Below are 23,305 nucleotides of genomic sequence, written 5' to 3'. Positions count from 1 at the left end.
GCCGTCGTCCCTCGAGCCCGCACACCTCCCCGAGACGAGAGAACCCATGACGACTCCGACCACCACCTCCCGCGCCGCGGTCGCGCGCGCCGGCACGCCCGCCGTCGAGATCCACGACCTGCGCAAGACCTTCGGTGCGTTCACGGCGCTCGACGGTCTCGACCTGACCGTCCGCCAGGGCGAGGTCGCCGGCTTCCTCGGCCCCAACGGCGCCGGGAAGTCCACGACGATCCGCGTCCTGCTCGGCCTGCTGCGCGCCGACTCGGGCTCCGTCAGCCTCCTGGGCGGCGACCCGTGGCGCGACGCCGTCGCGCTGCACCGCCGCCTCGCGTACGTGCCCGGCGACGTGAACCTCTGGCCGAACCTCACCGGCGGCGAGGCGATCGACCTCCTGACCCGCCTGCGCGGCGGCGTCGACCCGGCCCGTCGCACGCTCCTGCTCGACCGGTTCGAGCTCGACCCGACCAAGAAGGCGCGCACCTACTCCAAGGGCAACCGGCAGAAGGTCGCGCTCGTCGCCGCGCTCGCGTCCGACGTCGAGCTGCTCGTCCTCGACGAGCCGACCTCGGGCCTGGACCCCCTCATGGAGGCCGTGTTCACCGAGTGCGTGCGCGAGCTCGTCGCCGAAGGCCGGTCCGTGCTGCTCTCGAGCCACATCCTGGCCGAGGTCGAGAAGCTGTGCGACACCGTGACGATCATCCGCGCGGGCAAGGTCGTGCAGTCGGGGACCCTGGAGGAGCTGCGCCACCTCACGCGGTCCGCCGTGACCGTCGTGACCGAGCGGGACGCGACCGACCTCGGGACGCTGCCGGGCGTGCACGACCTCCTCGTCGAGCCCACGGACGACGGTCCGCGCGCGCGGTTCGACGTCGACAACGACCACATGGCCGGGCTCGTGACCACCCTCGGTCCCTACGGCGTCCGGTCCCTGCACGTCGCGCCGCCCTCGCTCGAGGAGCTGTTCATGCGCCACTACGGCGACGAGCTCGAGCGCATCGACACGGCCGGTGCGCTGTGAGCGCCACCGCGACCACCCCGCGCACCGCACCGGCGCGGCACCAGCAGCACCGCGGCGGCTCGTCGCTCGCCGGGACGGGGACGCTCCTGCGCCTCGCGCTGCGTCGCGACCGCGTGCGCACCCCCGTGTGGGCGTTCTCGGTCGCGCTCCTCTTCCTCTACGCGGTGACGGCGCTCGACGCCGTCTACCCCACCGCGGCCGACCGCCAGGTCCGCGCGGAGCTCGTGTCGAGCCCGGCCGCGATCATGATGTCCGGCCCGGGCTACGGGCTCGACGACTACACGCTCGGCGCGCTGGTCGCCAACGAGTTCGCGCTGTGGGCCATGATCGCCGTCGCGATCATGAACGTCCTGCTCGTCGTGCGGCACACGCGCGCCGAGGAGGAGACGGGCCGATCCGAGCTCGTGCGGGCCGGCGTCGTCGGTCGCCACGCCCCGGCGACCGCCACCTTCCTGCTGGCGCTGATCGCGAACGCGCTCGTCGCGGTGCTCAGCGGCGCCGTCCTCGTCGCGGCCGGCCTCGCAGCGGCGGACTCGTTCGCGCTCGGGGCCGCCGTGGGCGTGACCGGCCTCGTGTTCGCCGCGGTGGGGCTCGTGACGAGCCAGCTCACGGAGCACGCCCGCACGGCGTCGGGCCTGGGGCTCGCCGCGCTCGGTGTCGCGTTCCTGCTGCGCGCGATCGGCGACGTCCAGCAGACGCACGGGAGCTGGGTCTCGTGGCTCTCCCCGATCGGGTGGGCGCAGCAGATCCGATCGTTCGTCGACCTGCGCTGGTGGCCGCTCGCGCTGTCCCTCGCGCTCGTCGTGCTGCTCCTGCTCCTGGCCTCGTCCCTGGCGACCCGGCGCGACGTCGGCGCCGGGCTCTTCCCGCCCCGTGCCGGTCCGGCCGACGCGGCCCGGAGCCTGCGCTCGCCGTTCGCGCTCGCGTGGCGACAGCAGCTCGGCTCGGTCGTCGCGTGGGGGGCCGGGATCGCCGTCATGGCGTACGCGTCGGGCACGTTCGTCGACTCCGTCGGAGACATGGTCGACGAGCTCACCGCGACGAGCCCCGAGATGGCCGCGCTCTTCGGCGAGGACGACCTGGTGAACGGGTTCGTCGCGGTCCTGACCGTGTTCATGGCGCTCGCCGTGGGCGGGTTCGCGATCTCCTCCGCGCTGCGGGCCCGGGCCGAGGAGACGAGCGGGCGGGCCGAGCCCGTGCTCGCGACGGCGACGAGCCGCACACGGTGGCTCGGCGCCCAGCTCGCCGTGACCGTGCTGGGCTCGGTGGTCCTGCTCGTCGTCTCGGGACTCGCGCTCGGCCTCGGCGCCCTGACGGTGGGCGTGACGACCCCGACGCTCGGCGAGTACGTCGCGGCTGCGGTGGTGTACCTGCCCGCAGTGCTCGCGCTGGTCGGTGTCGTCTGGGTCTGCCTCGGCTGGCGGCCCGGCCTCGCCGGGCTCGCGTGGGTGCTGTTCCTGTGGGCGTTCGTCGTGGGCATCTTCGGCTCGCTCCTCGAGGACCTGCCCGACGCCGCGCGGGGCGTCTCGCCGTACTGGCACGTCCCGCAGCTGCCGGGCGACGACCTCGACGCCGGCAGCCTGGGCCTGCTCACGCTCGTCGCGCTCGCCCTCCTCGCGGTCGGCTTCGTCGGCTTCCGGCGGCGGGACGTGACCTCCACCTGACCCGGTCGCCGCCGAGCAGGTGGTCGTGGCCCGTCCCGGCGACCGGACGCGCCGCGACCATCTGCTCGAGTCTTGACACTTTGATGTTAGTGACTAACATCAAAGACATGGTCGCACCGTCGTCGCCCTCGTCGCGGAGCCTGCGCACGCGTGCCGCGCTCGTCGCCGCTGCTCTCGACCTGTTCGAGCGCCAGGGGTACGACGCGACGTCGGCGGCCCAGGTCGCCGGCGCCGCCGGGGTCACCGAGATGACGTTCTTCCGGCACTTCCCCACCAAGGAGCAGGTGCTCCTCGACGACCCCTACGACCCGGTGCTCGTCGCCGCCGTCGGCGCGCGGCCCCGCACCGACCCTCCGCTCGCGCGCACCGTCGACGGCCTGCGTGCGGCCTGGCAGGACATCCCCGACGACGCGGTCGCGGTGGTCCGCCGGCGGACGCGGCTCGTGGCGCGCACCCCGTCCCTGCGGGGGGCCGTCTGGCGGAACAACGCGCGCACCGAGGACGCCGTGGTCGACCGGCTCGTGGCGGACGGCACCGACCCCCTCGTGGCCCGCGCTGCCGTCGGCGCGACCCTGGCCGCTCTCACCGCCGCGCTCCTGCACTGGGCCGACGCCGACGACCTCGCGGGCGGGAGCGACCTCGCCGACACCGTCCGGCGCGCGCTGTCCGTGCTCGTGCCCCGGCTCGACCGGACGGGGCCGACGACGTGCGGTGGTCGCGGTGCGTGACGTGACCTCGTCGACCCCCGACACCGCACGCGACGTGCCCGCCGTCCGTGCCACCGCGCTCGCCCGCTCCTTCGACGACGTCGCCGCCGTCCGCGGGATCGACCTCGAGGTGCGCGCGGGCGAGGTGCTCGCGCTGGTCGGGCTCAACGGTGCCGGCAAGTCCACCCTCCTGCGGCTGCTCGTCGGCCTGCTGCGACCGGGCCGCGGCAGCGCCGAGCTCTGGGGGTCGTCCGCGTGGGGCGCACCGGCCGCCGTGCGCTCGCGGGTGGCCTTCGTCGGCAGCGGCGATGCGTACGGCGAGCTCACGGTGCGCGAGAACCTGCACACCGCTGCACGGCTGCACGGGTGCACCCCGCGCGGCGCCGCCCACCGCGCGGACGAGCTGCTCGCCTCGCTCGCGCTCGACCGCTGGGCCGCGCGGCCGGCCCGCACGCTCTCGGACGGCAACCGGCGGCGGCTCGCGCTCGCCGCGGCGTTCGTCCACGACGCCGACCTGCTCGTGCTCGACGAGCCCACGAACGCGCTCGACCCCGCCGGCGTCATCGAGGTGCGCGAACGCGTCCTCGCGCGGGCCGCGCAGGGCGCCGCCGTCCTCGTCTCCAGCCACCACCTCGACGAGATGGCGCGCGTCGCCACCTCGATCGCCGTCGTGCACGACGGCCTGCTCGTCGGCGAGCTGCCGCCGGACGGGGTCGACCTCGAGCGCCAGTTCTTCCGCACGGTGCACGCCGCCGCAGGGAACGTGACCCCCGCCGAGTCGGAGGGCCCGCGATGAGCCCGACGTTCGGCGCCGAGCTGCTCAAGCTCGCGCGGTCGCGGGTCGCGCACGTCGCGACCGCCGTCCTGGTCCTCGCGGTCCCGCTGCTCGCGGTCGGCTTCGCCGCAGCCGCGGAGCACGGCGGGGACAGCACGCTCGCGCTCAAGGTCCGGCCGATGGTCCCCGGCCACGGGTGGGACGCGGTCACCACGACGACCGGTCAGGTGCTGACCGTCGCCGTGCTGCTCGCCGGGGGCTTCGTCGTGAGCTGGGTGTTCGGCCGCGAGCTCGCGCAGGGCACGATCGAGCCCCTGCTCACGGGACGCCCGTCCCGCGCGGGGATCGCGTCGGCCAAGCTCGCGGTCGTCACGCTCTGGGCGACGGCGGCGAGCGTCGCGGCGGTGGCCGTCGCGCTGTGCCTCGGCCTCGTCCTCGGCACGACGGCGGGCTCCCCCTGGCCCGGTGCCGCGCGAGCAGTCGTCGGCGGGGTCCTGGCGGCGCTGCTCGCGCTGCCGTTCGGCCTCGTCGCCACGTGGGGGCGCGACGCGCTCGCGGGCGTCGGCGCGGTGCTGGGGATCGTCGTCGTCACGCAGGTCGTCACCGTGGTGGGTGGCGGTGCCTGGTTCCCGTGGGCCGCGCCCGGGCTGTGGCTCGGCATGGGCGGGGACGGGGTCGTGGTGAGCGCCTGGCAGCTCGCGACCGCACCGCTCGTCGCGGTCGCGGGCTGGGCGGCGACCACGTGGTGGTGGTCTCGGGCCGAGCTCATCGGCCGATGAGGTGCGGGGCGTCAGGATCCCGTCAAGACGGGACAGCCGACGGCGGCGGTGGGGTAGACCGGGAGCGTGCACCGTCTCCTGCCCCCGCGCGTCGTGCCCGGCCTCCGACCCCGCGGGCCGCACCGGCCGTCGTCGGGAGCGCGACCCGGCCGGCTCGTCGCCACCGGGTTCGCGGTGGCGGTCGGCGTCGGCACCCTGCTCCTGCTGCTCCCGGTGTCGGCGACCGGTCGGTCGGCGACACCGGTGGAGGCGCTGTTCACGGCGACGTCCGCCACGTGCGTCACGGGCCTCGTCGTCGTGGACACGGCGACCTTCTGGAGCCCGTTCGGCCAGGTGGTGATCCTCGTGCTCATCCAGCTCGGCGGGTTCGGGGTCATGACGGTCGCGTCGATGCTCGGCCTGCTCATCTCGCGCCGGCTCGACGTGCGCACCCGCATGGTCGCCGCGGCGTCGACCCGCAACGTGGGTCTCGGCGACCTGCGGTCCGTGCTCGTCGGGGTGCTGCGCGTGACCGTCCTGGTCGAGGGCGTCGTCGCGCTCGCCGTCGGGCTACGACTGCTCGTGGCGTACGACGCCACCCCGGGCGAGGCCGCGTGGGGCGGGCTCTTCCACGCGGTCTCGGCGTTCAACAACGCGGGGTTCGCGCTGTACCCCGACTCGCTCATGGGGTTCGTCGGCGACCCGTGGGTGTGCCTCCCACTGTGCGCCGCCGTCGTCGTCGGCGGGATCGGGTTCCCCGTCCTGTTCGAGCTCTACCGGCACCGGCGGGCCAGGCCGTCGCGCTGGAGCCTGCACACCAAGATCACGGTCCTCGCCACCGGGGTGCTGCTCGGCGGCGGGACGCTGTTCTTCCTCGCGTCGGAGTGGACCAACCCGCGCACGCTCGGCGCGCTCGGGGTGGGCGACCGGCTCCTCGCGGCGGTGACCCAGTCGGTCATGGCGCGCACCGCCGGGTTCAACTCGGTCGACACGTCCGCGATGCACAGCGGGACGTGGCTCGGCACCGACGTGCTCATGTTCGTCGGCGGCGGCAGCGCCGGCACGGCGGGCGGGATCAAGGTCGGGACGTTCGCGATCCTCGCGTTCCTCATCTGGTCCGAGCTGCGCGGCGACCCGGACGTCACCGCGTTCGACCGTCGGGTCTCCCCCGCCACGCAACGGCAGGCGGTCAGCGTCGCGCTCCTCGGGGTCGCGGTGGTGCTCGTCCCGACGCTCGTGATCACGGCCACCTCGCCGCACGGTCTGGACCGCGTGCTGTTCGAGGTGGTGTCGGCGTTCTCGACGACAGGGCTGTCCACCGGGATCACCGCGGACCTCGCGTGGCCGCACCAGCTCGCGCTCGTCCTGCTCATGTTCCTCGGGCGGCTCGGGCCGATCACCCTCGGCACCGCGCTCGCCCTGCGCTCGCGCCCCCGGCTCTATCGGCGCCCCGAGAGCACCGCCGTCATCGGCTGACGGAGGCACCCCGTCACTGCTCGAACCGGTAGCCCATCCCGGGCGCGGTGAGCAGGTGCCGCGGCGACGCCGGGTCGTCCTCGAGCTTGCGCCGCAGCTGGGCCACGTAGACCCGCAGGTAGTGCGTGTCGCGGGTCGCCGCAGGCCCCCACACCTCGCGCAGCATCTGCTCGCGCGCGACGACGCGACCGCGGTGCCGCACGAGGAGCTCGAGCAGGGCCCACTCCGTCGGCGTGAGCCGCACGACCTCGCCGCCCCGGGAGACTTCGCGCCGCGCGAGGTCCACGTGCAGGTCGCCCGCCTCCACGACCGGCTCGTCCTCGCCCGGCTCGTGCGCCGAGCGGCGGACCGCCGCGCGCAGGCGCGCCATGAGCTCCGGCATCGCGAACGGCTTGGTCACGTAGTCGTCCGCGCCCGCGTCGAGCGCGTCGATCTTGTCGTCGCCGAGCTGGCGCGCGGAGAGCACGATGATCGGCACGCGGCTCCACCCACGCACCGCCGCGATGACCTCGAGCCCGCTCACGTCGGGCAGGCCGAGATCGAGGAGCACGACGTCGGGGTGCGCGGTCACCGCTGCGTCCGTCCCGGCGCGTCCGGTGGCGGCGGTCGTGACGTCCCAGCCGTGCACGCGGAGCGTGATCGCCATCGCGCGCAGCAGACCGGGGTCGTCGTCGACGACGAGCACGCGGTTTCCGGTCACCTGATTCGCCACGCTCAGACCCCGGGCTCGTCGCGGTGCGGCTCGGCGCGGGGCACCGACACGACCATCGTCAGCCCTCCCTCAGGGGTGTCCTCGGGGAGGATCGTCGCACCGACCGCCCGGGCGAAGCCCTGAGCCACCGCGAGGCCCAGACCCACGCCGCTCCCCCCGGTGTCGGAGAGGCGCTGAAAGGGCTCGAACATCCGGGCCTTCGCGGCGGCGTCGAGACCGGGACCGCGGTCCACGACGCGCAGCTCGACCCTGGCGGGCGACACCGCCACCGCCACCTGCACTCGGCCCGGCGACCAGCGCACCGCGTTCGCGACGACGTTCGCGACCACGCGCTCGAGGAGCCCGGGGTCGGTGTGGACGAAGGGCAGGTCGTCCGGCAGGGCGAGCTCGACGGAGCCCGCGACCGGCTCGATCGCGACCGGCACCACCTCGTCCAACGACACCGCTCGCAGCGACGGCACGACCGCCCCGGCCTGCAGGCGCGAGAGGTCGAGCAGGTTGTCGATGAGCTGCTCCAGCCGCCCGGTCGACGTCGCGACCGTCTCCACCAGGGCGTCCGCGTCCTGCGGCGCGAGCTCGACGTCCGTCGCGCGCAGCCCGTCGACGGCCGTGCGGATCGCCGCCAGCGGCGTGCGCAGGTCGTGCGAGACCGCGGCGAGCAGCGCCGTGCGGGCCGCATCCGTCTCCGCGAGCACCGCTGCTCGCGACGCCTGGACGTGGCGCCGCGCCGCGAGGTCCACGACCGACGCGACCCCGACGGCGACGAGCACGAACAGCAGCAGCGCGAGCAGGTTCTCCGGGTCCGCGACGCTCAGGAGCCGGGTCGGCGGCGTGAAGAACCAGTTGATGCAGAGGAACGACACGAGCGCGCACGCGAGCGCCGGCCACGTCCCCCCGACCAGCGCGACGGCGACCGTCAGGGCGAGGAAGACGAGCACCTGCGTGGGGAGGCCGACGAGACCGCCCGTGTCCAGGAACAGGAGCGAGATCGCTCCGGGGGACGTCAGCGCCAGGACCCAGCCGATCACGCGGCGTCGGGCCGACAACGGGCTCAGCGCACGACGACGCGTCGCGGCGGGAGGCGCGTCGGGCAGCGTGGGCGTCATGGCTGCAGTCCACCACGCGCCCACCCTCGGGAGGCACGCCCAGGACAGCGAGTCCCCGCCGCCGTGGGGAAGTCGTGACGACCACGTGACCATCAGCCGAACACCTGGGCCCCGTGCCGCCGTCGGGCACCTATGATTGCCCGCATGATCTTCAAGGCCGTCGGAGACGGGCGCCCCTACCCGGACCACGGCAGGGTCAGCGCGTCGGACTGGTCGGACGTACCGCCACGTCAGGTGCGGCTCGACGAGCTGGTCACCACGAAGCGCACGCTCAATCTCGACACCCTGCTCTCCGAGGACTCGACGTTCTACGGCGACCTGTTCGCCCACGTCGTCGAGTACCAGGGCGCCCTGTACCTGGAGGACGGGCTGCACCGCGCGCTGCGCGCCGCGCTCCAGCAGCGTGCGATCCTCCACGCGCGCGTGCTGACCGTGCGATGAGGCGAGCGTCCGGTAGGTTTCTGGCGTGAGCACCGACCCCCGACGCGCCCGGACCGTGCGCCGTCGGCGTATGCACGAGCGCCAGGCCGTGGTGTTCGGGCTGCTCATCGCGTTCCTCGCTCTCGTCGGGCTCGGTGCGCTCGCCGTCTACACGGGAGCGATCGAGGCACCGTTCGACCGCGCGCTGTCGACCCCCGAGGAGGCCGACGAGCTCGCCGACGTCGACGTGCCGTGCCTGCCGGAGGAGACGCTGCCCGTCGCCGCGAAGAAGGTCCACGTGACGGTGCTCAACGCGTCCGGCTCGAGCGCCCCGCTGGCGGGGACCAACCAGGAGTCCCTGCTCGAGCGCGGCTTCACCGTGGACGCCATCGGCAACGCGCCCGACGCCGACGGCGTGGACGGACCGGACCCGATGGCGCGCACGCAGATCCACTTCGGCGCGAAGGGGATCGCCGCCGCGTACACCCTCGCGGCGCACTACCAGGATCCCGGCCTCGTGCTCGACGACCGTGAGGGCGGGGCGGTCGACCTGTACATCGGCGAGGACTTCGTCGGCCTGGTCGACCCGGAGCTGGTCGGCCTGGACGCCGACACCCCGCTCGAGGACCCCGCCGGCTGCGTCCCGCTCGACGAGGTCGCCCCGACGCCGTCGCCGGCCCCGCCCGCGGAGGACGACCCCGCCGCCGAGGCGGCCCAGGGGTGACCTCGGGGCCACCGGGACCCCCGGTGCCGCCGGTCTCTCGTCTCCCGATCCGGCCGGCCCGCGTCGGTGACCGTACCGAGGTCGACCGCCTCTACGACGTCTGCCTGCGCACCGGGGCCGCCGGCCAGGACGCCACGGCCGACCTTCGCGATCCACGGCTCCTCGGCGAGGTCTACCTCGGCGCGTACCTCGCGCTCGAGCCGGACCTCGCGTCGGTGCTCGACGACGCAGGGGACGCCGTCGGGTACGTCGTCGGCACGCGGGACACCCTCGCGTTCGAGGAGCGGTGCGAACGGGAGTGGTGGCCTGCCCTGCGCGAGCGCTATCCGCTCGACGACTTCCCGGACGCCTCCCGCGACGCCGAGCTCGTGCGGCTGATCCACGCACCGCGGCGCACGGACCCGCACCTGGTCGCGGACTACCCGGCACACCTGCACGTCGACCTGCTGCCGGGGGCACAGGGCGGCGGCAACGGGCGGCGGCTGCTCGCGACGCTGTTCGACGCCCTGCGGTCGGCCGGCGTCCCCGGCGTGCACCTCGGGGTCGCGCGCGCCAACGTCGGGGCGGTGGGCTTCTACCGGCACCTGGGGCTCACGGAGCTCGCGGTCACCGAGGACGGCCTGACGCTGGGCCTGCGCCTGTCCTAGCCCGACGTGCACCCGCCGTCAGCGGGCGTCGTGGACCGCGTGCTCGTCGCCGCCCGGCGCGGACGCCGGGCTCGCGGGCTCCTCGCTCGTGCCGCGCCATCGGGCGATGGTCCGCATGAGGTGGTAGATCACCAGCGCCGCCGCCGTGCCGAGCGCGATGCCCTCGAACGTGAGGTCACCGGTGACCCAGGTGAAGTTCGCGATGCCGATGACGAGCGGCACCGCGGCCGTGGTGAGGTTCACCGGGTCGGAGAAGTCGACCTTGTTCTGCACCCAGATGCGCGCGCCGAGGACGCCGATCATGCCGTAGAGCATCGTCGTGGCCCCGCCCAGGACACCGGCCGGGATCGTCGCGACCAGGGCACCGAACTTCGGCGACAGCGACAGCACGAGCGCGGTCGCCGCGGCGACCCAGTAGGCGGCGGTGGAGTACACGCGCGTCGCCGCCATGACGCCGATGTTCTCGGCGTAGGTCGTCGTGCCGGACCCGCCGCCGACGCCGGCGAAGGTCGTCGCGAGACCGTCCGCGAACAGCGCGCGGCCCGTGAGGTCGTCGAGGTTCTTGCCCGTCATCGCGGCGACCGACTTCACGTGCCCCACGTTCTCGGCGATGAGGACCAGCACGACGGGCACGAACAGCCCGAGCACCGCGACGTCGAACGTCGGCGTGACGAACTCGGGCAGCCCGAGCCACGCGGCGTCCCGCACGGGCTCGAAGTCCACCTCGCCCTGGATCGTCGCGACGACGTACCCGACGACCACGCCGACCAGGATCGACAGCCGCCCGAGGATGCCCCGGAACAGCACGGTCACGAGGATGATCGAGGCGAGGGTGACGACGGCCGTCACGGGCGCCTGCTGGAAGTTGCCCCACGCCGCCGGGGCGAGGTTGAAGCCGATGAGCGCGACGATCGTGCCCGTGACGACCGGCGGCATGACGACGTCGATCCACCGCGCACCCGCGAGGTGCACGACGAGACCGACGCCCGCCAGCACGAGACCCGTGACGAGGATGCCGCCGACGGCGACCGACTGCCCCTGCGACGCGGTCGCCGCGCCGATGGGCGCGATGAACGCGAAGCTCGACCCGAGATAGCTGGGCAGCCGGTTCCTCGTGATGAGCAGGAAACCGGCCGTACCGATCGCCGAGAAGAACAGCGTCGTCGCCGGGGAGAACCCGGTGATGAGCGGCACGAGGAACGTCGCGCCGAACATCGCGACGACGTGCTGCATGCCGATCCCGACGGTGCGCGGCCAGCTGAGCCGCTCGTCCGGCGCCACCGCGTCCCCCGGCGCGACCGTCCTGCCGTTCCCGTGCACCCGCCACCCGATGGCGCTCATGGCTCTCCCGCCCGTGTAGATCCTGTGAACAGCCCCCGGAGCAGGGTAGTGCCCGGGCGGTCAGGTGCGGGACATGAGGAACGCGAGCAGGTACGAGCGCGTGCTGCCGTCGTCGATGCGCTCGTCCGGCAGGTCGCGGGCCACGTCGAGCGCCGACGCCGCGTCGTCCGGCCCCGCGAGCGAGGAGTACATGAGGAGCTGGTCGCCGAACATGACGTCCCACGACGCCGGGTCCTCGCGCGGGCCGCCGAGCGCCTCGTCGAGGTTGGCCCGGATGCGCTCCGGGTCGCCCGCGAGGTACTGCGCTACCGGCTGGGTGGGCAGCACGAGGATCCCGAGCATCGCGCTCGGCTCCGCGCTGAACCACGTCGCCCAGTCGCGCTTGCCGCCCCACACGAGCGACGTCACCGAGTGGGAGAACCCGTCGACCGCGGGGTCGTCGGTGTCGAAGTCCGTCCAGTACTCCCGCGCCGACGCGGCCTCGGCGCCGAGCAGCCACCGGGCCTGGGTCTCCAGCTCGTCGTCGCCGCTCGCCGCGGCCCAGAGCGCGAGCCCGTTCCAGGCGGACACCGCCTCGGACGCGGACTCCTGGTTGTTCCCGTCCGCGAACGGCGAGTACCCGGCAGCCCAGGAGTGCCCGGCGTACGCGTCGAACACCCGCAGCGCCGGGAAGTCGTCGCTGCCCGCACCCGCCGCGACGTCTGCGGCGAGCAGGTCCAGGACGGGCGCGAGGTCGGCGGCGAGCCCCGGGTCGTCGGCCGCGAGGATGCCCGCGGCGTACAGGAAGTAGCCGTAGTGGAAGTGGTGGTCGTTGAACTCGTCCGAACCGAAGCTCGGCGTCTTCCCGACGACCCCGCGCACCGCCGGGTCGTACACGAAGCACCGGGCGTCGCGGGACTGGCAGCCGTCCGGCTCGGCCCACTCGCGCAGCGCCGCGGTGAGCTGCTCGCGCAGCGGGGCAGCGACGTCGTCGAGACCGAGCTGCTCCGCGAGGACGAGCAGGTTCGCCTCGCGGGCGAGCGACTTGCCGCCGAAGTACGTGTCCGACGGCAGGTCCAGCCCGTCCTCGCGTGCCGCGGCGTCCGCGCGCACCTGGTCGGCGAGCTCCGCTTCCTGGTCGGCGGTGAGCCCCGAGACGTCGAGCGCGCCCGCCGGCTCGACCGCGGGGCTCGACCACGAGAGCGTGCGCGTGACGCACACCTCGACCGTGCCGTGGACGGTCGCGTACGTGCCGAGGTCGCACGTCGCCCCGTCCTCGCGCTGGTGCGGCATCCGCACGACGACGGTCCCCGCGTCGGGCGAGCCCGTCTCGTAGGTGATCGCGGTCGTCACGCCGGAGTCGTCGGCGCCGTAGGCGAGGCTCGTGCCGGTCACCGGGATGGCCGCCGCCGTCGCGAGCGTGACGAGCACCTCGTCGGAGGTCTGCCCCGACGACCCGACCGGGTCGGGGGCCGGGACGAACGCGACCGACTCCCCCGCAGCAAGGTCGACGGAGCGTCCGTCGGCGGCGATCGACTCCGCGTCGGACGGCCCGTCCGGACCGACCAGGAGCCAGGTGCGCCCGTCGATCTCCGCCGTGACGAGCCCGTCCGCGTCGTCCGACGCCACGAACGCCTGGGTCAGCCCGGCCGTCTGGTCCGTCGCCGCGGTGTACCGCAGGACGGGCGACCCCTGGACGAGGCTCACGTCTCCGAGCGGCGAGCCGTCGGCGTCGCGCAGCTCGAGGGTCACCGAGGCCGTGTCGTACGCGGTGAGGACCGACGACGCGGCCCCCACGTCGACCCCGACCTGCGGGACGAAGGGCCCGACGATCGCCGTCGGGGTGACCTCCACGGCCGGCAGCCCGACGCCGAACCCGCCGTCGGTCGTGCCGAACGCGAGCGGCACCGGGAACACGGGGAGCGGCTCGTCGCCGAGCACGAGCCCGGAGAACCAGCGGTTCGTCGGCGGGACGAGACCGTCGGCGAGACGCATCGTGGGCGCGGGCGCCACCGACTCCTGCGGCAGGATCGAGGGGTCCACGTCCGGGAGCGTACCGGTGCGGTCCGCGGCGGGCTGCACCACGACGGCACCACCGTCCTCGCTGTCGGCCGGCGCGGCGTCGGACCCGAAGACGCTGCAGCCGCTCAGCAGCACCAGGGCCGTCGCCAGGGCGAGCGCGCACGGCGCGTAGCGCCCGTTCGTCGGCGTGCTCACAGCCCCACCTTCCGCAGGAAGTCCCCGAAGGTCTCGTTCACCCCGGCGAGCGGTCCGTCGACGTGCAGGTCGATGCTCGCGACGACCGGAGTTCCCGACGACACGAGCCCGTCGTTCGCACCGTCGGCGAGCTCGTCGCTGGTCACCTCGACCGTCGCGAGCACCCTGTTCTCCTCCTCGTCGTCGGTCACGGACACGGACGCGACCTCGCCCGTCAGCTCGCTCCGGTCCGGCAGGAGGATCCTGACGGGCGCGCCGGTGCGCACGCGCGCGAAGTCGCTCGGGTCGAGCTCGACCTGGGCGTCGACGGTCAGGGAACCGGCCCGGTCGAGCGTCGCGATCGTGGACCCCGCCTCGACGAAGGCGCCCTGGCGCGCGGCGACCTCCGTCACGACGGCGTCGTACGGGGCGACGAGCGTGATCGTGCCGTCGTCGTCCACCTGGTACGCGGCCGTGTCGGTGCTCACGAGCCCGAGCGCCAGGTCGTGCTGCAGCGTCAGGCTGCTCACGGTGAACAACGGGTCGCCCGCGGCGACCTCGTCACCGTCCTCCACGAGCGCCTCGCTGACGGTCCCGGCGTAGTCCGTGCCGATGCCGAGCGACTCGGCCCGGATCGTGGCCGACTCGCTCGTGGCCTGCGCGAGGCGGCGGTTCATGACGAGCGTCAGCGCGGCGCACACGAGCACGACCGCGAGCAGCCCGGCGACGAGTCGGAAGCGGTTGGACCAGGTCATGCGACACCTCCGGCAGGGACGACGGGACCCGACGACGCGCCGTCGGGCAGGGAGGAGACGGCGAGCGCACCCGCGGACCGCCGCGAGTCCGCACGGTCGGACGAGGCGGCGGGGACGGGCGGTCGCACCGGGTCGTGGCGGGCCTGGCGGGAGGCGCCGAGGAACGAGGCGCCGGATGGAAGACCCGGCGCGACCGCCCGCCCCCGCCGCCGCACCCCGCCGGGCCGCTGCCCTCTCTCGGAACGTGCCACGCTCTTCGCCGCGACCGACTCCCGGAACGCCGTCACGACGAACGCCCCGAGGATGAACGTGTTGGTCACGTTCCACGCGAGGGCGAGGCTCGGCATCGCGTCGCCCCACTCCTTCCACGCCCCGACCGCCGACGTGATGAGCAGGAACGCGAAGAACAGCACCTGCGGCATCATGAAGGTGAACGGCGACCGGACGGCACCCTTCTGCCCGGTCACGTGCCACGCCTGCTCCTTGCCGGTCATCGCGTTCCACAGGGCCTTGGTGTAGATCGGGAACGACACGGACGCGAGCATGAGCACCTCCCACCGGAACGAGCCGAGGGTGAAGAACGCGATGGCGATCTGCAGCACGTAGAACCCGGCGTAGTACAGCAGCCACGTGCCCCACGAGATCGTGAGGTTCATGGGCGTCAGGTCCAGGTAGATCTGCAGCGGCGGGACGAGCAGCAGCACGAGCGGCGCGATGCCCGCCAGGTAGTGCGTGGCGGTCACCGTGTACTGCAGGCGCTGGTCGAGCGTGAGCGTGCGCCGCGGGCTCAGGGGGTTGTGCTGGAGCATGATCTCGAATCCGCCGGTCGCCCAGCGCAGCTGCTGCTTGGTGTAGGCCTCGACGGTCTCGGGGGTGTCGCCGACGGCGAGGGTCGTGGGGATGTAGACCGTCCTCCAGCCGCGCTCGTGGAGCATGAGCGACGTCCACACGTCCTCCGACTTGGAGTCGGTGTGCATGCCGCCGATGTCGTCGATCGCGGCGCGGCGGAAGATCACGTTGGTGCCGACGCAGAACGCGGCGTTGAACCGGTTCCGGCCGGGCTGGACGAACCGGTAGAACACGGCCTGCATGTACCCGGCACCGCGCGAGATGAGGTTGTCGAGGTTGCCGTAGGTCTGCGGCGTCTGGACGAACGCGACGTCGTCCTTGACGAAGAACGGCACGGTCTCGACGAGGAACTCGGGCCGGGGGACGAAGTCGGCGTCGAGGATGACGAAGTAGTCGCCCTTGGCGATGGCGAGCGCGTGGTTGACGTTCCCGGCTTTCGCGCCGTTGCTCGACAGCCGGCGCACGTAGCGTGCACCGAGCTGGGCGGCGAGGTCGCGCACGTCGTCGGACCGGCCGTCGTCGAGCACCCACGTGCGGTGGGTTCCGCGGATCGCGACGGCGGCGCGGACGGTGCGCGCGATGGTGTCGAGGTCCTCTCCGTAGGTCGTGATGAAGACGTCGACGGTGACGGGCTCGTCGTGCAGGTACAGGTTCCAGCGGGTCGGGTCGTCCTCGGCGTTGTCGCGGATGATCTCGGGGACGTCGAACAGCCGGTCCTTCGCGTGGTGGAAGGAGAAGCCGCGCGTGTCGTGCCCGCTCGAGAGCACGGTCCACATCGCGAGCAGCGCCTGGGTGACCAGCACCGTCTCGGCGGTGATGACCATGACGTAGGGCAGCGCGTCGCCCCGGTTGGCAGGGTTGAGCAGGAAGACGGCATAGGCCACGACCCCGAGCGTGGCGATCAGCATGATCAGCACGAGCGACGGCGAGCGTGCCGCCGAGTTCTCGTCCCGGGGCGGGGCGGTGGACCGTGCGGGCTCGGCCGGGGGGCCGAACGACGCGGAGCGCACGTACTGCGTGCGTCGTGGGGTGACGACAAGGCGGTCGAACTCGGAGACGGCCATCGCGTGTCCTCGGGTCTCTGTGGGCTCGAGTCGCGGACACCGGTCGGCGTCCGCGGGTGCGGCGACCTCGTCGGCGTCGGGGGTGCTGCGTGGTGCGTTTCCACCGGGCGAACGCCCGGAGACGGTGCGAGGTGGCCTGCTCGGGAGCGGGCCACCTCGTCGTCTGCGGCGAACCTAGCTCGCGCACCGGGTGCTGTCACGGGTGAAGGGAGGCGACGTGTCGCGACCGTCCGGGGCACCCGACCGTGTGTGAAGATGCTCGCCGGCACGCCCGGCAGCGCGGCGGAGGCACGGCATCCGCGGCGTGGCAGCGTTCCCACGCGTGTTCCGCCGTCGGCCGCGGACGTCGTCGGGCACGCTCGTCGGCGCCGTCCTCCACGAACCGGAAACCGCTCGTTCATCGGCGGAAACGAAGAATTCACGGCGCCGGCGCGCCGTGCGTCCCGACAGGTGGGACGCCGCAGCGCGCTGCCGCGCGTGCCCGGCCGGACCGGCGACGCCTCAGCGCAGCTGCGGCGCGACCTCGCGCGCGACGAGATCGAGGTGGTCGAGGTCGTGCAGGTCCAGGACCTGCAGGTAGAAGCGGGTCGCGCCCTGCTCGGCGAGGACCGCGAGCTTGTCGGCGACCTCGGGGACGGTCCCGGCCAGGCCGTTGCGTCGCACCTCGTCGGGCTCGCGCCCGATCGCCGCGGCCCGGCGACGGAACTCGGCCTCGTCCTTGCCCACGGCGAGGACGAACGCGCCCGAGTAGACCAGCGAGTCCGGGTCCCGGCCGGCGTCCTGGCACACGGCGCGCACGTTCTCGATCCGGTCGGGCAGGACGCCTGGGTCGGGGAACGCGACGTTGAACTCGCTCGCGTACCGGGCGGCGAGCGCTGGGGTCCGCTTGGGTCCGTGGCCGCCGACGATCACGGGGACCCGCGCCTGCGCGGGCTTCGGCAACGCGGGCGAGTCGGTCAGCGTGTAGTGCTCGCCGTCGAAGCCGAACGTCTCCCCGACGGGGGTCTCCCACAGCCCCGTGATCACCGCGAGCTGCTCCTCGAGGATCCCGAACCGCCGCTCCGGGAACGGGATGCCGTACGCCTCGTGCTCACGCGCGAACCAGCCCGCGCCGAGGCCGAGCTCGACACGCCCGCCCGACATCTGGTCGACCTGCGCGACCTGGATGGCGAGCACCCCCGGGTGGCGGAACGTCGCCGACGACACGAGCGTGCCGAGGCGGATCCTGCTCGTCTCGCGCGCGAGACCGGCGAGGGTCGTCCAGGCGTCGGTCGGGCCAGGCAGACCGTCGCCACCCATCGCGAGGTAGTGGTCGGAGCGGAAGAACGCGTCGAAGCCGAGGTCCTCGGTGGCCCGTGCCACGGCCAGGACGTCGTCGTAGGTGGCCCCCTGCTGGGGCTCGGTGAAGATGCGCAGGTCGATCTGGGTCATGACGTCACCCTGGCACACGCGGGGAGCACCGCCCGCGCGGCGACCGGCCCTCCCCGCGTGCGCTCAGTCGGTCAGGGGGACGAGGTCGAGCTCTGCGAACTCGGCGACCTCGGGCACCCAGCGCTCCGCGACGAATCCCTGGTGCGCGGGGTGGGCGTCGTACGCGGCGTAGGTGGCCGCGTCGGCGAACACCATGGAGAACTGGAACGTGAGCGTGCTCTTGGCGCTCACCTGCCGCGAGACGGTGAAGTCCCGCACGCCCGGGATCGACGTGAGCGTCCGCCGCGCGGTCGCGAGGAACTCGACCTCCTCCGGGCTGTCGGCGGCATGGACGAGGCGGAAGGCGACGGTGTGCTGGATCACACCCACACCCTAGGCCCTTCCTCGCGAGCCCTCCTGGGGTTGCCGGCGCGAGCCGGTCGAGCGCGTCGGCCGTGCGGCGCCCTCCGGCTACTCGTCCGCCGGCTCGTTCTTCCGCCGGATGACCAGGAGCGGGTCGGGAGTCCCCACCACCTCGTGGTCCTTGCCCTCGTACTCGAACCTGCTGAGGAAGAACCGCATCGCGTTGATGCGTGCGCGCTTCTTGTCGTTGGACCGGATGATCGTCCACGGCGCGTACCTCTTGTCGGTGCGCCGGAACATCTCCTCCTTGGCGGCCGTGTAGTCGTCCCAGCGGTCCAGCGACGCGAGGTCCATCGGGGACAGCTTCCACCGCCGCACCGGGTCGAGCTGACGGATCGCGAACCGGGTGCGCTGCTCGGTGCGCGACACCGAGAACCACAGCTTGGTCACGTGGATCCCGGAGTCGACGAGCATCCGCTCGAACGCCGGGGCCTGCGCCATGAACGTCCGGTACTCCTCGTCCGAGCAGAAGCCCATCACCCGCTCGACGCCCGCGCGGTTGTACCAGGAGCGGTCGAACATCACGATCTCGCCGGCGGTGGGCAGGTACTGGGCATAGCGCTGGAAGTACCACTGACCGCGCTCGCGGTCGCTCGGCTTGGAGAGCGCGACCACGCGTGCGGTGCGCGGGTTGAGGTGCTCGGTGAACCGCTTGATGGTCCCGCCCTTGCCTGCCGCGTCCCGGCCCTCGAACAGGATGATCGCGCGCCGGTCGTTGTCCTCCAGCCAGTACTGGAACTTCAGGAGCTCGACCTGGAGCCGGTACTTCTCGCGCTCGTACGCGTCGCGGTCCATGAGCTCGTCGTACGGGTATCCCTCCTGCCACGTGTAGACCGGGTTCCCCTCGGGGTCGATGAGGTCCGGGTCGGGCGTGTGCCCGTCCCGCACCGTGTAGCCGCGGTCGCGCAGGAACTCGATGTACTCCCGCAGGTCGCTCGGCGGGTTCACGACGCTCATGCGCTCTCCTCGGTGCTCGACGGCCACGTGCCGTGCATCCAACCTGCGTCGTCCCACGCACGGGCGCGACCGGAGGGCGACTCCCGCCGGCATCGCTAGGGTGGCCCCGTGACCGTACCAACGGGCGATGGCCCCCACGACCGGCTGCGCAGGTGGTGGCAGCGGGTCGACACGGTGCGCACCCGCACGCGCTGGTCGAGCGTCGCGACGGTTCTCGGCGGGATCGTCGTGGCCGTCGTGTGCCTGACCCTCGTGCTGCGCGGCCGTACCTGGGCCTGGGTCCCGCTGCTCGTCGCGGCAGCCGTCGCGCTGCGCGAGGTCCGCTGGTTGCAGCGCGTCGCGCGCAACGGCCGCGGCGACGACCACCGACCGCCGCACCAGGAGAACGCGCCCCGCTGACCTCTGGCCGATCCTGCCCGACGCCGGTCGGCCGATCCCGCGGGCTGCCCGCCGCCCGGCTGTCATCCGCAGGTCGTACACGACCGGGGTGCAGGATCCGCCGGTCGGCCGACGCGCGCGGGTCACGTCCTGGCGAAGACTGGACGGACGGCGTCGGGCAGCGGCGTCGCGACCTCCGGAGGCGCACGTGACGAGCCAGCTCCCCGACACCCCGGCCACCCGGCCGGCCCGTACCGGCACGCCCGGCACGCGGCCGCCGCCCCGTTCCCGCCCGGTCTCCCGGCCCCCCGCCGCCGAGCGCACCAGCGGCTGGGTCGTCGCCCTCGCGGTCGTCGTCGGGGCGGTGATCTTCTCGGCGCTCGCGCTGAGCGCCTTCCTCGGCGGCTGAGCCGCCTCAGGCGCTCTCGGCAGCGGTGGCCGTGCCCGACGGCGCCGCCGCCGTCTCCACGGGCGCCGCCGTCCGCGTCCGCGCCGGCGCGAGACCGCGCGCCACGCCCGCCTTCTCGAGGCGTCGTGCGAGCAGCAGCCCGAGCCACGCGCCCGCGAGCGCGCTGCCCATCATGAGCACGACGATCAGCACCTGGACGACGGTCGCCATCGCTGCGGCGTCGAACGCGACGAACGCGGACCACGTGTAGAGCGCGGCGAACACGAACGTGCCCGTGCAGAACAGCCACGGCGACCACACCCGGTAGAGCGTCACGAGGAACACGAGCTCGAGGGCGGCCCCGATCATGAGGCACGTCAGGATCGACGACGCCCCGAGCGGCGACGCGCTGCTGATGACGCCCGCGACGAGCATCGTCAGCACGGCGGCGCCGGGCCGCCGCACGAGCGCGAGGGCGAGGACCGGTCCGATGATCCACAGCCCGACCATCGCCGAGTAGAGCACGGGGACCGTGGAGGCGAGCGCCGCGGACACGAAGTTCGCGGGGACGAGGAGCACGCCGGTCGCGGCGCCGATCGCCGCGCACGTCATGAGGTAGCGCGTGGTGAGGGACCGGCTGGTCCGGGAGGTCGAGGTCGGCATTCTGGGTTCTCCGGGTCGGGTCGGTGGTCGGGCGGGTGTCGGGTCGGTGGTCGGTGGTCTCGGGCCGGGGCGGGAGACCCGGGTGGGCGGCCCGGGTTCAGCCGGCCGAGCGCGCCAGGGCGGGCACGACGACGAGCACGATGGTGGCGGGGACCGCGTAGGTCGCGACGAGGAACACGACGTCACGCGCGCGGAACGGGATCCGCACCCGCTCGGTGCGGGCCGGGTGCGCCCCGAAACCGCGCGCCTCCATCGCGAGGGACACGCGCTCGCCGTGCCGGATCCCGCCGGCGAGCAGGGGCACCGCGTACCCGGCCTGGCGGCGGAGCCCGGCGAGCGGGCCCCGACCGTGATCGACGCCGCGCACCCGGTGCGCCGAGCGGATCACCTCGAGCTCGTGGCCGAACCGCGGGACGAACCGCAGCGCGGCGAGCGCCGCGTAGCCGATCCGGTAGGGCACCCGGAGCTGCTGCACCATGGCCCGCACGACGTCCGCACCGGTGGTCGACAGCCCGCCGACCAGCACGAGCAGCAGCAGCGCGACGGTCCGCAGGCTCGTCGCGAGCCCGGTGACGAGCGCACCCGACCACAGCTCGAACGGTCCGACGCTCGCGACGAGCGTCGTGCCGTCCACGGTGTGCGGGTCGGTGAGGACGCCGAACGAGACGGTCATGACCACCGCCAGCAGGGGCAGCCCGAGGAGCAGTGCCGCGAGGACACGCCCGGGCGGACGGACCATGACGAGGACGACGGCGAGCGCCGCGGCGGCGATCAGTGCCGGGGTGAGCAGGTCGCGCGTGGTGAAGACGAAGACGACGACGGGCAGCGGCCCGAGCGTCGTGACGAGCGGGTCGTACGTCCGCAGGTCCCACGCGGGCCCCGCGAAGGTCCCCGGACGCGCTCCGGACCGGTCGCCCGGGCTACCTGCCGCAGGCCCGGGGTCGACGGCGGCGGGCCTGGTCTCGACGCCGGCGGGCCCGGGGCGCACGACGGCGCTCATGCCGGCACCCGCGCGACGGCCGCGACCGGGAGGTCCACGAGGCGCGTGACGCCCCGCCACGCCGGGTGGCGGACGAGACCACGCGTCGCGCGCGCGAGCGCGGGGACGCGCAGCCCGCACGCGCTCAGCACCGCGTCGTCGGCCAGGACCGCCGACGGGGTCCCGTCGGCGACGACCCGCCCGCCGGCGAGCGCGACGACGCGCGTCGCGTGCTCGGCGACGAGCTGCATGTCGTGGCTCACGACGACGACGGCCGTGCCCTCGCGGTGCAGCGCGGTGAGGAGGTCGAGGAGCTCCGCGGCGCGCTCGCGGTCCTGCCCGTACGTGGGCTCGTCGAGCACGAGGACGTCCGGGCGGCAGATGATCGCCGTGCCGACCGACAGGCGTCGCTTCTGCCCTCCGGACAGCAGGAACGGGTGCCGGTCGCGCAGGTGGGTCAGCCCGAACCGCCGCAGGACGTCCTCGACGCGGGCCTCGACCTCGTCGTCGGGCACGCCCCGCACACGCAGGCCGAGGGCGAGCTCGTCGTCGACCCGGCTCGTGACGAGCTGGTGCTCGGGGTTCTGGAACACGAACCCGACGTGGCCGGCGAGCTCGCGCGGGTCGGTCCGCGTCGGGTCCAGACCGGCGACGCGCACGCTCCCGTCGAGGCTGCCGCGCGGCGCCCGCAGCACCCCGGCAGCGAGCTGGGCGAGCGTCGTCTTGCCGGCCCCGTTCGACCCCACGACGGCGACGAGCTCGCCCGGCGCGACGGCCAGGGAGACGTCGTGCAGGACGGTGGTCGCGCCCCGGCCGCGACCGCGCCGGAACGTCAGGTGCTCCACGACGAGCGTCGGCCCGCCCGCGCGGCCCGCGTCCCGCGTCGTGGGCGGGACGTCGGGCTGGCCGTGGTCGGGGAGGACGGCTACGGCGTCGAGCAGCGCCGCGAGCTCGGCGGGCGTGAGCGGCAGCCCGCCCGACGTGTCGATCCCGACGCCCGCGTCGCGCAGCCGCAGCGCCGCGAGCGTCGCCGTGGGCAGCCACACGCCGAGGTCGGCGAGCAGGTCCGCCCGGCCCGCGAGGACGTCACGCGTGGTTCCGTCGAGGACGAGGCGGCCCGCGGCGTCGAGCACCACGACCCGGTCGACGAGCGAGACCGCGGCGTCGAGGTCGTGCTCGACGAGCAGGACGGCACGGTCCCCCGTCGAGACGACCTCGCGCAGCACGGCGTAGACCTCCTCGGTCCCCGCCGGGTCGAGGTTCGCCGTCGGCTCGTCCAGCACGAGCAGCGGCGAGCCCAGCGCGAGCGCGCACGCGATCGCGAGGCGCTGACGACCGCCGCCGGACAGAGTGACCGGGTCGTCGGCGCGGCGGTCCCACAGCCCGACGCGGCGCAGCGCATCCTCGGCGCGCGCGAGCACGTCGTCCACCGGGGCGAACAGGTTCTCGGGACCGAAGCACACCTCGTCGAGCAGCGTCCCCGTGACGACCTGGGCGTCCGGGTCCTGGAAGACCATCGCGACGTCGCGCGACAGGTCCGGCGTGTCGTGGTCGGCCGTGGACCGCCCGCGCACGTGCACGGTGCCGTCGAGGTCCGCGCCGACGACGTGCGGCACGAGGCCGTTCGTCGCGAGCGCGAGCGTCGACTTGCCGCAGCCCGACGGACCGAGGAGCAGCACCGCCTCGCCCGGCCCGACGTCGAACGTGACGTCGCACGGTGTCGGTGCTGTCGCGCCGCGCGATCGGTCGTCCGCCGCGCCGTCGTGCGCAGGGTCGTCGTGCGCAGGGTCGTCGTCGTGCTCGTGGTGCCGGATGCTGACGCCCCGTACGGCGAGCAGGGGCGAGCGAGCCGCCGCCCGGTCCCCGCTCACCTCGTCCGCCACGCAGGTCAGGATAGGCGAACCTAAGCCCCCATG

The 23,305-nt window shown here is 73.9% G+C and carries 23 protein-coding genes; 11 read left to right on the top strand and 12 right to left on the bottom strand.

Annotated elements, in window-relative coordinates; translation table 11 throughout:
• Positions 1-46: 46 nt before the first annotated feature.
• The 6 genes from IF651_RS11680 (at position 47) to IF651_RS11655 (ending at position 6,398) form a co-directional block, all read left to right on the top strand.
• On the top strand, positions 47-1,018 hold the full coding sequence (locus tag IF651_RS11680; protein WP_191829302.1) for an ABC transporter ATP-binding protein: 972 nt from the start codon (positions 47-49) through the stop codon (positions 1,016-1,018).
• Positions 1,015-2,682: an ABC transporter permease gene (locus tag IF651_RS11675; RefSeq protein ID WP_206715280.1), complete on the top strand. Its 1,668-nt coding sequence runs from the start codon at positions 1,015-1,017 to the stop codon at positions 2,680-2,682. The genes IF651_RS11680 and IF651_RS11675 overlap by 4 nt, the downstream gene beginning before the upstream one ends.
• 107 nt (positions 2,683-2,789) lie before the next feature.
• Positions 2,790-3,410, top strand: coding sequence for a TetR family transcriptional regulator (locus IF651_RS11670; RefSeq protein WP_191829301.1), 621 nt, complete (start codon positions 2,790-2,792; stop codon positions 3,408-3,410).
• Between the two features lies 1 nt (position 3,411).
• Complete coding sequence (locus IF651_RS11665; RefSeq protein WP_191829300.1) at positions 3,412-4,185, top strand: ATP-binding cassette domain-containing protein; 774 nt, start codon at positions 3,412-3,414, stop codon at positions 4,183-4,185.
• A complete protein-coding gene (locus IF651_RS11660; protein WP_191829299.1) occupies positions 4,182-4,943 on the top strand; it encodes an ABC transporter permease in 762 nt (253 codons plus the stop codon). Before IF651_RS11665 ends, IF651_RS11660 begins: the two co-directional genes overlap by 4 nt.
• Before the next feature lie 66 nt (positions 4,944-5,009).
• Positions 5,010-6,398: a TrkH family potassium uptake protein gene (locus tag IF651_RS11655; RefSeq protein WP_338403919.1), complete on the top strand. Its 1,389-nt coding sequence runs from the start codon at positions 5,010-5,012 to the stop codon at positions 6,396-6,398.
• Positions 6,399-6,411: 13 nt separating this feature from the next.
• Here the strand turns inward: IF651_RS11655 and IF651_RS11650 are convergent, their stop codons facing one another.
• Both IF651_RS11650 and IF651_RS11645 read right to left on the bottom strand, forming a co-directional pair.
• Entirely contained in the window at positions 6,412-7,098 is a 687-nt protein-coding gene (locus IF651_RS11650) for a winged helix-turn-helix domain-containing protein (RefSeq protein WP_191829298.1), read from the bottom strand.
• 14 nt (positions 7,099-7,112) lie between these two features.
• The gene (locus IF651_RS11645; protein ID WP_241744377.1) at positions 7,113-8,216 is read right to left on the bottom strand and encodes a sensor histidine kinase; all 1,104 of its coding nucleotides are present in this window, start codon (positions 8,214-8,216) and stop codon (positions 7,113-7,115) included.
• A gap of 144 nt (positions 8,217-8,360) precedes the next feature.
• Here IF651_RS11645 and IF651_RS11640 point away from each other — a divergent pair, with 144 nt between their 5' ends.
• From IF651_RS11640 to IF651_RS11630, 3 genes are read left to right on the top strand one after another with little or no spacing between them, the layout of a single operon-like run.
• On the top strand, positions 8,361-8,657 hold the full coding sequence (locus IF651_RS11640; protein WP_191829296.1) for a type II toxin-antitoxin system VapB family antitoxin: 297 nt from the start codon (positions 8,361-8,363) through the stop codon (positions 8,655-8,657).
• A gap of 25 nt (positions 8,658-8,682) precedes the next feature.
• Entirely contained in the window at positions 8,683-9,360 is a 678-nt protein-coding gene (locus IF651_RS11635) for a LytR C-terminal domain-containing protein (RefSeq protein ID WP_338403918.1), read from the top strand.
• Positions 9,357-10,007, top strand: a complete 651-nt coding sequence (locus tag IF651_RS11630; RefSeq protein ID WP_338403917.1) for a GNAT family N-acetyltransferase — start codon at positions 9,357-9,359, stop codon at positions 10,005-10,007. Before IF651_RS11635 ends, IF651_RS11630 begins: the two co-directional genes overlap by 4 nt.
• Before the next feature lie 18 nt (positions 10,008-10,025).
• On the opposite strand, the gene IF651_RS11625 is transcribed toward IF651_RS11630, so the two are convergent.
• The 7 genes from IF651_RS11625 to ppk2 all read right to left on the bottom strand — a co-directional run bounded on the left by IF651_RS11625 (position 10,026) and on the right by ppk2 (position 18,981).
• Positions 10,026-11,348, bottom strand: a complete 1,323-nt coding sequence (locus tag IF651_RS11625; RefSeq protein ID WP_191829295.1) for a uracil-xanthine permease family protein — start codon at positions 11,346-11,348, stop codon at positions 10,026-10,028.
• 60 nt (positions 11,349-11,408) lie between these two features.
• A complete protein-coding gene (locus IF651_RS18250) occupies positions 11,409-13,544 on the bottom strand; it encodes a glycosyl hydrolase (protein ID WP_191829294.1) in 2,136 nt (711 codons plus the stop codon).
• Positions 13,541-14,278, bottom strand: coding sequence for an efflux RND transporter periplasmic adaptor subunit (locus tag IF651_RS11615; protein WP_191829293.1), 738 nt, complete (start codon positions 14,276-14,278; stop codon positions 13,541-13,543). The genes IF651_RS18250 and IF651_RS11615 overlap by 4 nt, the downstream gene beginning before the upstream one ends.
• A complete protein-coding gene (locus IF651_RS11610; RefSeq protein ID WP_191829292.1) occupies positions 14,275-16,191 on the bottom strand; it encodes a glycosyltransferase family 2 protein in 1,917 nt (638 codons plus the stop codon). The genes IF651_RS11615 and IF651_RS11610 overlap by 4 nt, the downstream gene beginning before the upstream one ends.
• 501 nt (positions 16,192-16,692) lie before the next feature.
• Positions 16,693-17,613 (bottom strand): TIGR03560 family F420-dependent LLM class oxidoreductase, encoded by a 921-nt coding sequence (locus IF651_RS11605; protein WP_191829394.1) that lies wholly within the window; start codon positions 17,611-17,613, stop codon positions 16,693-16,695.
• A gap of 72 nt (positions 17,614-17,685) precedes the next feature.
• On the bottom strand, positions 17,686-17,985 hold the full coding sequence (locus IF651_RS11600; RefSeq protein WP_191829291.1) for a Dabb family protein: 300 nt from the start codon (positions 17,983-17,985) through the stop codon (positions 17,686-17,688).
• 87 nt (positions 17,986-18,072) lie between these two features.
• The gene (gene ppk2 / locus IF651_RS11595) at positions 18,073-18,981 is read right to left on the bottom strand and encodes a polyphosphate kinase 2 (protein ID WP_191829290.1); all 909 of its coding nucleotides are present in this window, start codon (positions 18,979-18,981) and stop codon (positions 18,073-18,075) included.
• A 108-nt stretch (positions 18,982-19,089) separates the two neighbouring features.
• On the opposite strand from ppk2, the gene IF651_RS11590 reads away from it, so the two are divergent.
• Together IF651_RS11590 and IF651_RS11585 are read left to right on the top strand one after the other, a co-directional pair.
• Positions 19,090-19,380 (top strand): DUF4231 domain-containing protein, encoded by a 291-nt coding sequence (locus tag IF651_RS11590; RefSeq protein ID WP_241744376.1) that lies wholly within the window; start codon positions 19,090-19,092, stop codon positions 19,378-19,380.
• A 187-nt stretch (positions 19,381-19,567) separates the two neighbouring features.
• Positions 19,568-19,768, top strand: coding sequence for a hypothetical protein (locus IF651_RS11585; protein ID WP_191829289.1), 201 nt, complete (start codon positions 19,568-19,570; stop codon positions 19,766-19,768).
• A 6-nt stretch (positions 19,769-19,774) separates the two neighbouring features.
• Here IF651_RS11585 and IF651_RS11580 read toward each other — a convergent pair whose 3' ends face one another.
• From IF651_RS11580 to IF651_RS11570, 3 genes are all read right to left on the bottom strand, one after another.
• Positions 19,775-20,410: an ECF transporter S component gene (locus IF651_RS11580; RefSeq protein ID WP_191829288.1), complete on the bottom strand. Its 636-nt coding sequence runs from the start codon at positions 20,408-20,410 to the stop codon at positions 19,775-19,777.
• Positions 20,411-20,507: 97 nt separating this feature from the next.
• On the bottom strand, positions 20,508-21,410 hold the full coding sequence (locus IF651_RS11575) for an energy-coupling factor transporter transmembrane component T (RefSeq protein ID WP_191829287.1): 903 nt from the start codon (positions 21,408-21,410) through the stop codon (positions 20,508-20,510).
• Positions 21,407-23,272, bottom strand: a complete 1,866-nt coding sequence (locus IF651_RS11570; protein WP_338403916.1) for an ABC transporter ATP-binding protein — start codon at positions 23,270-23,272, stop codon at positions 21,407-21,409. The genes IF651_RS11575 and IF651_RS11570 overlap by 4 nt, the downstream gene beginning before the upstream one ends.
• Positions 23,273-23,305: the final 33 nt, after the last annotated feature.

It is taken from the genome of Cellulosimicrobium arenosum (assembly GCF_014837295.1).
In the GTDB taxonomy this organism is placed as follows: Bacteria; Actinomycetota; Actinomycetes; order Actinomycetales; family Cellulomonadaceae; genus Cellulosimicrobium; species Cellulosimicrobium arenosum.
This window is presented reverse-complemented; position numbering and strand designations above follow the sequence as displayed.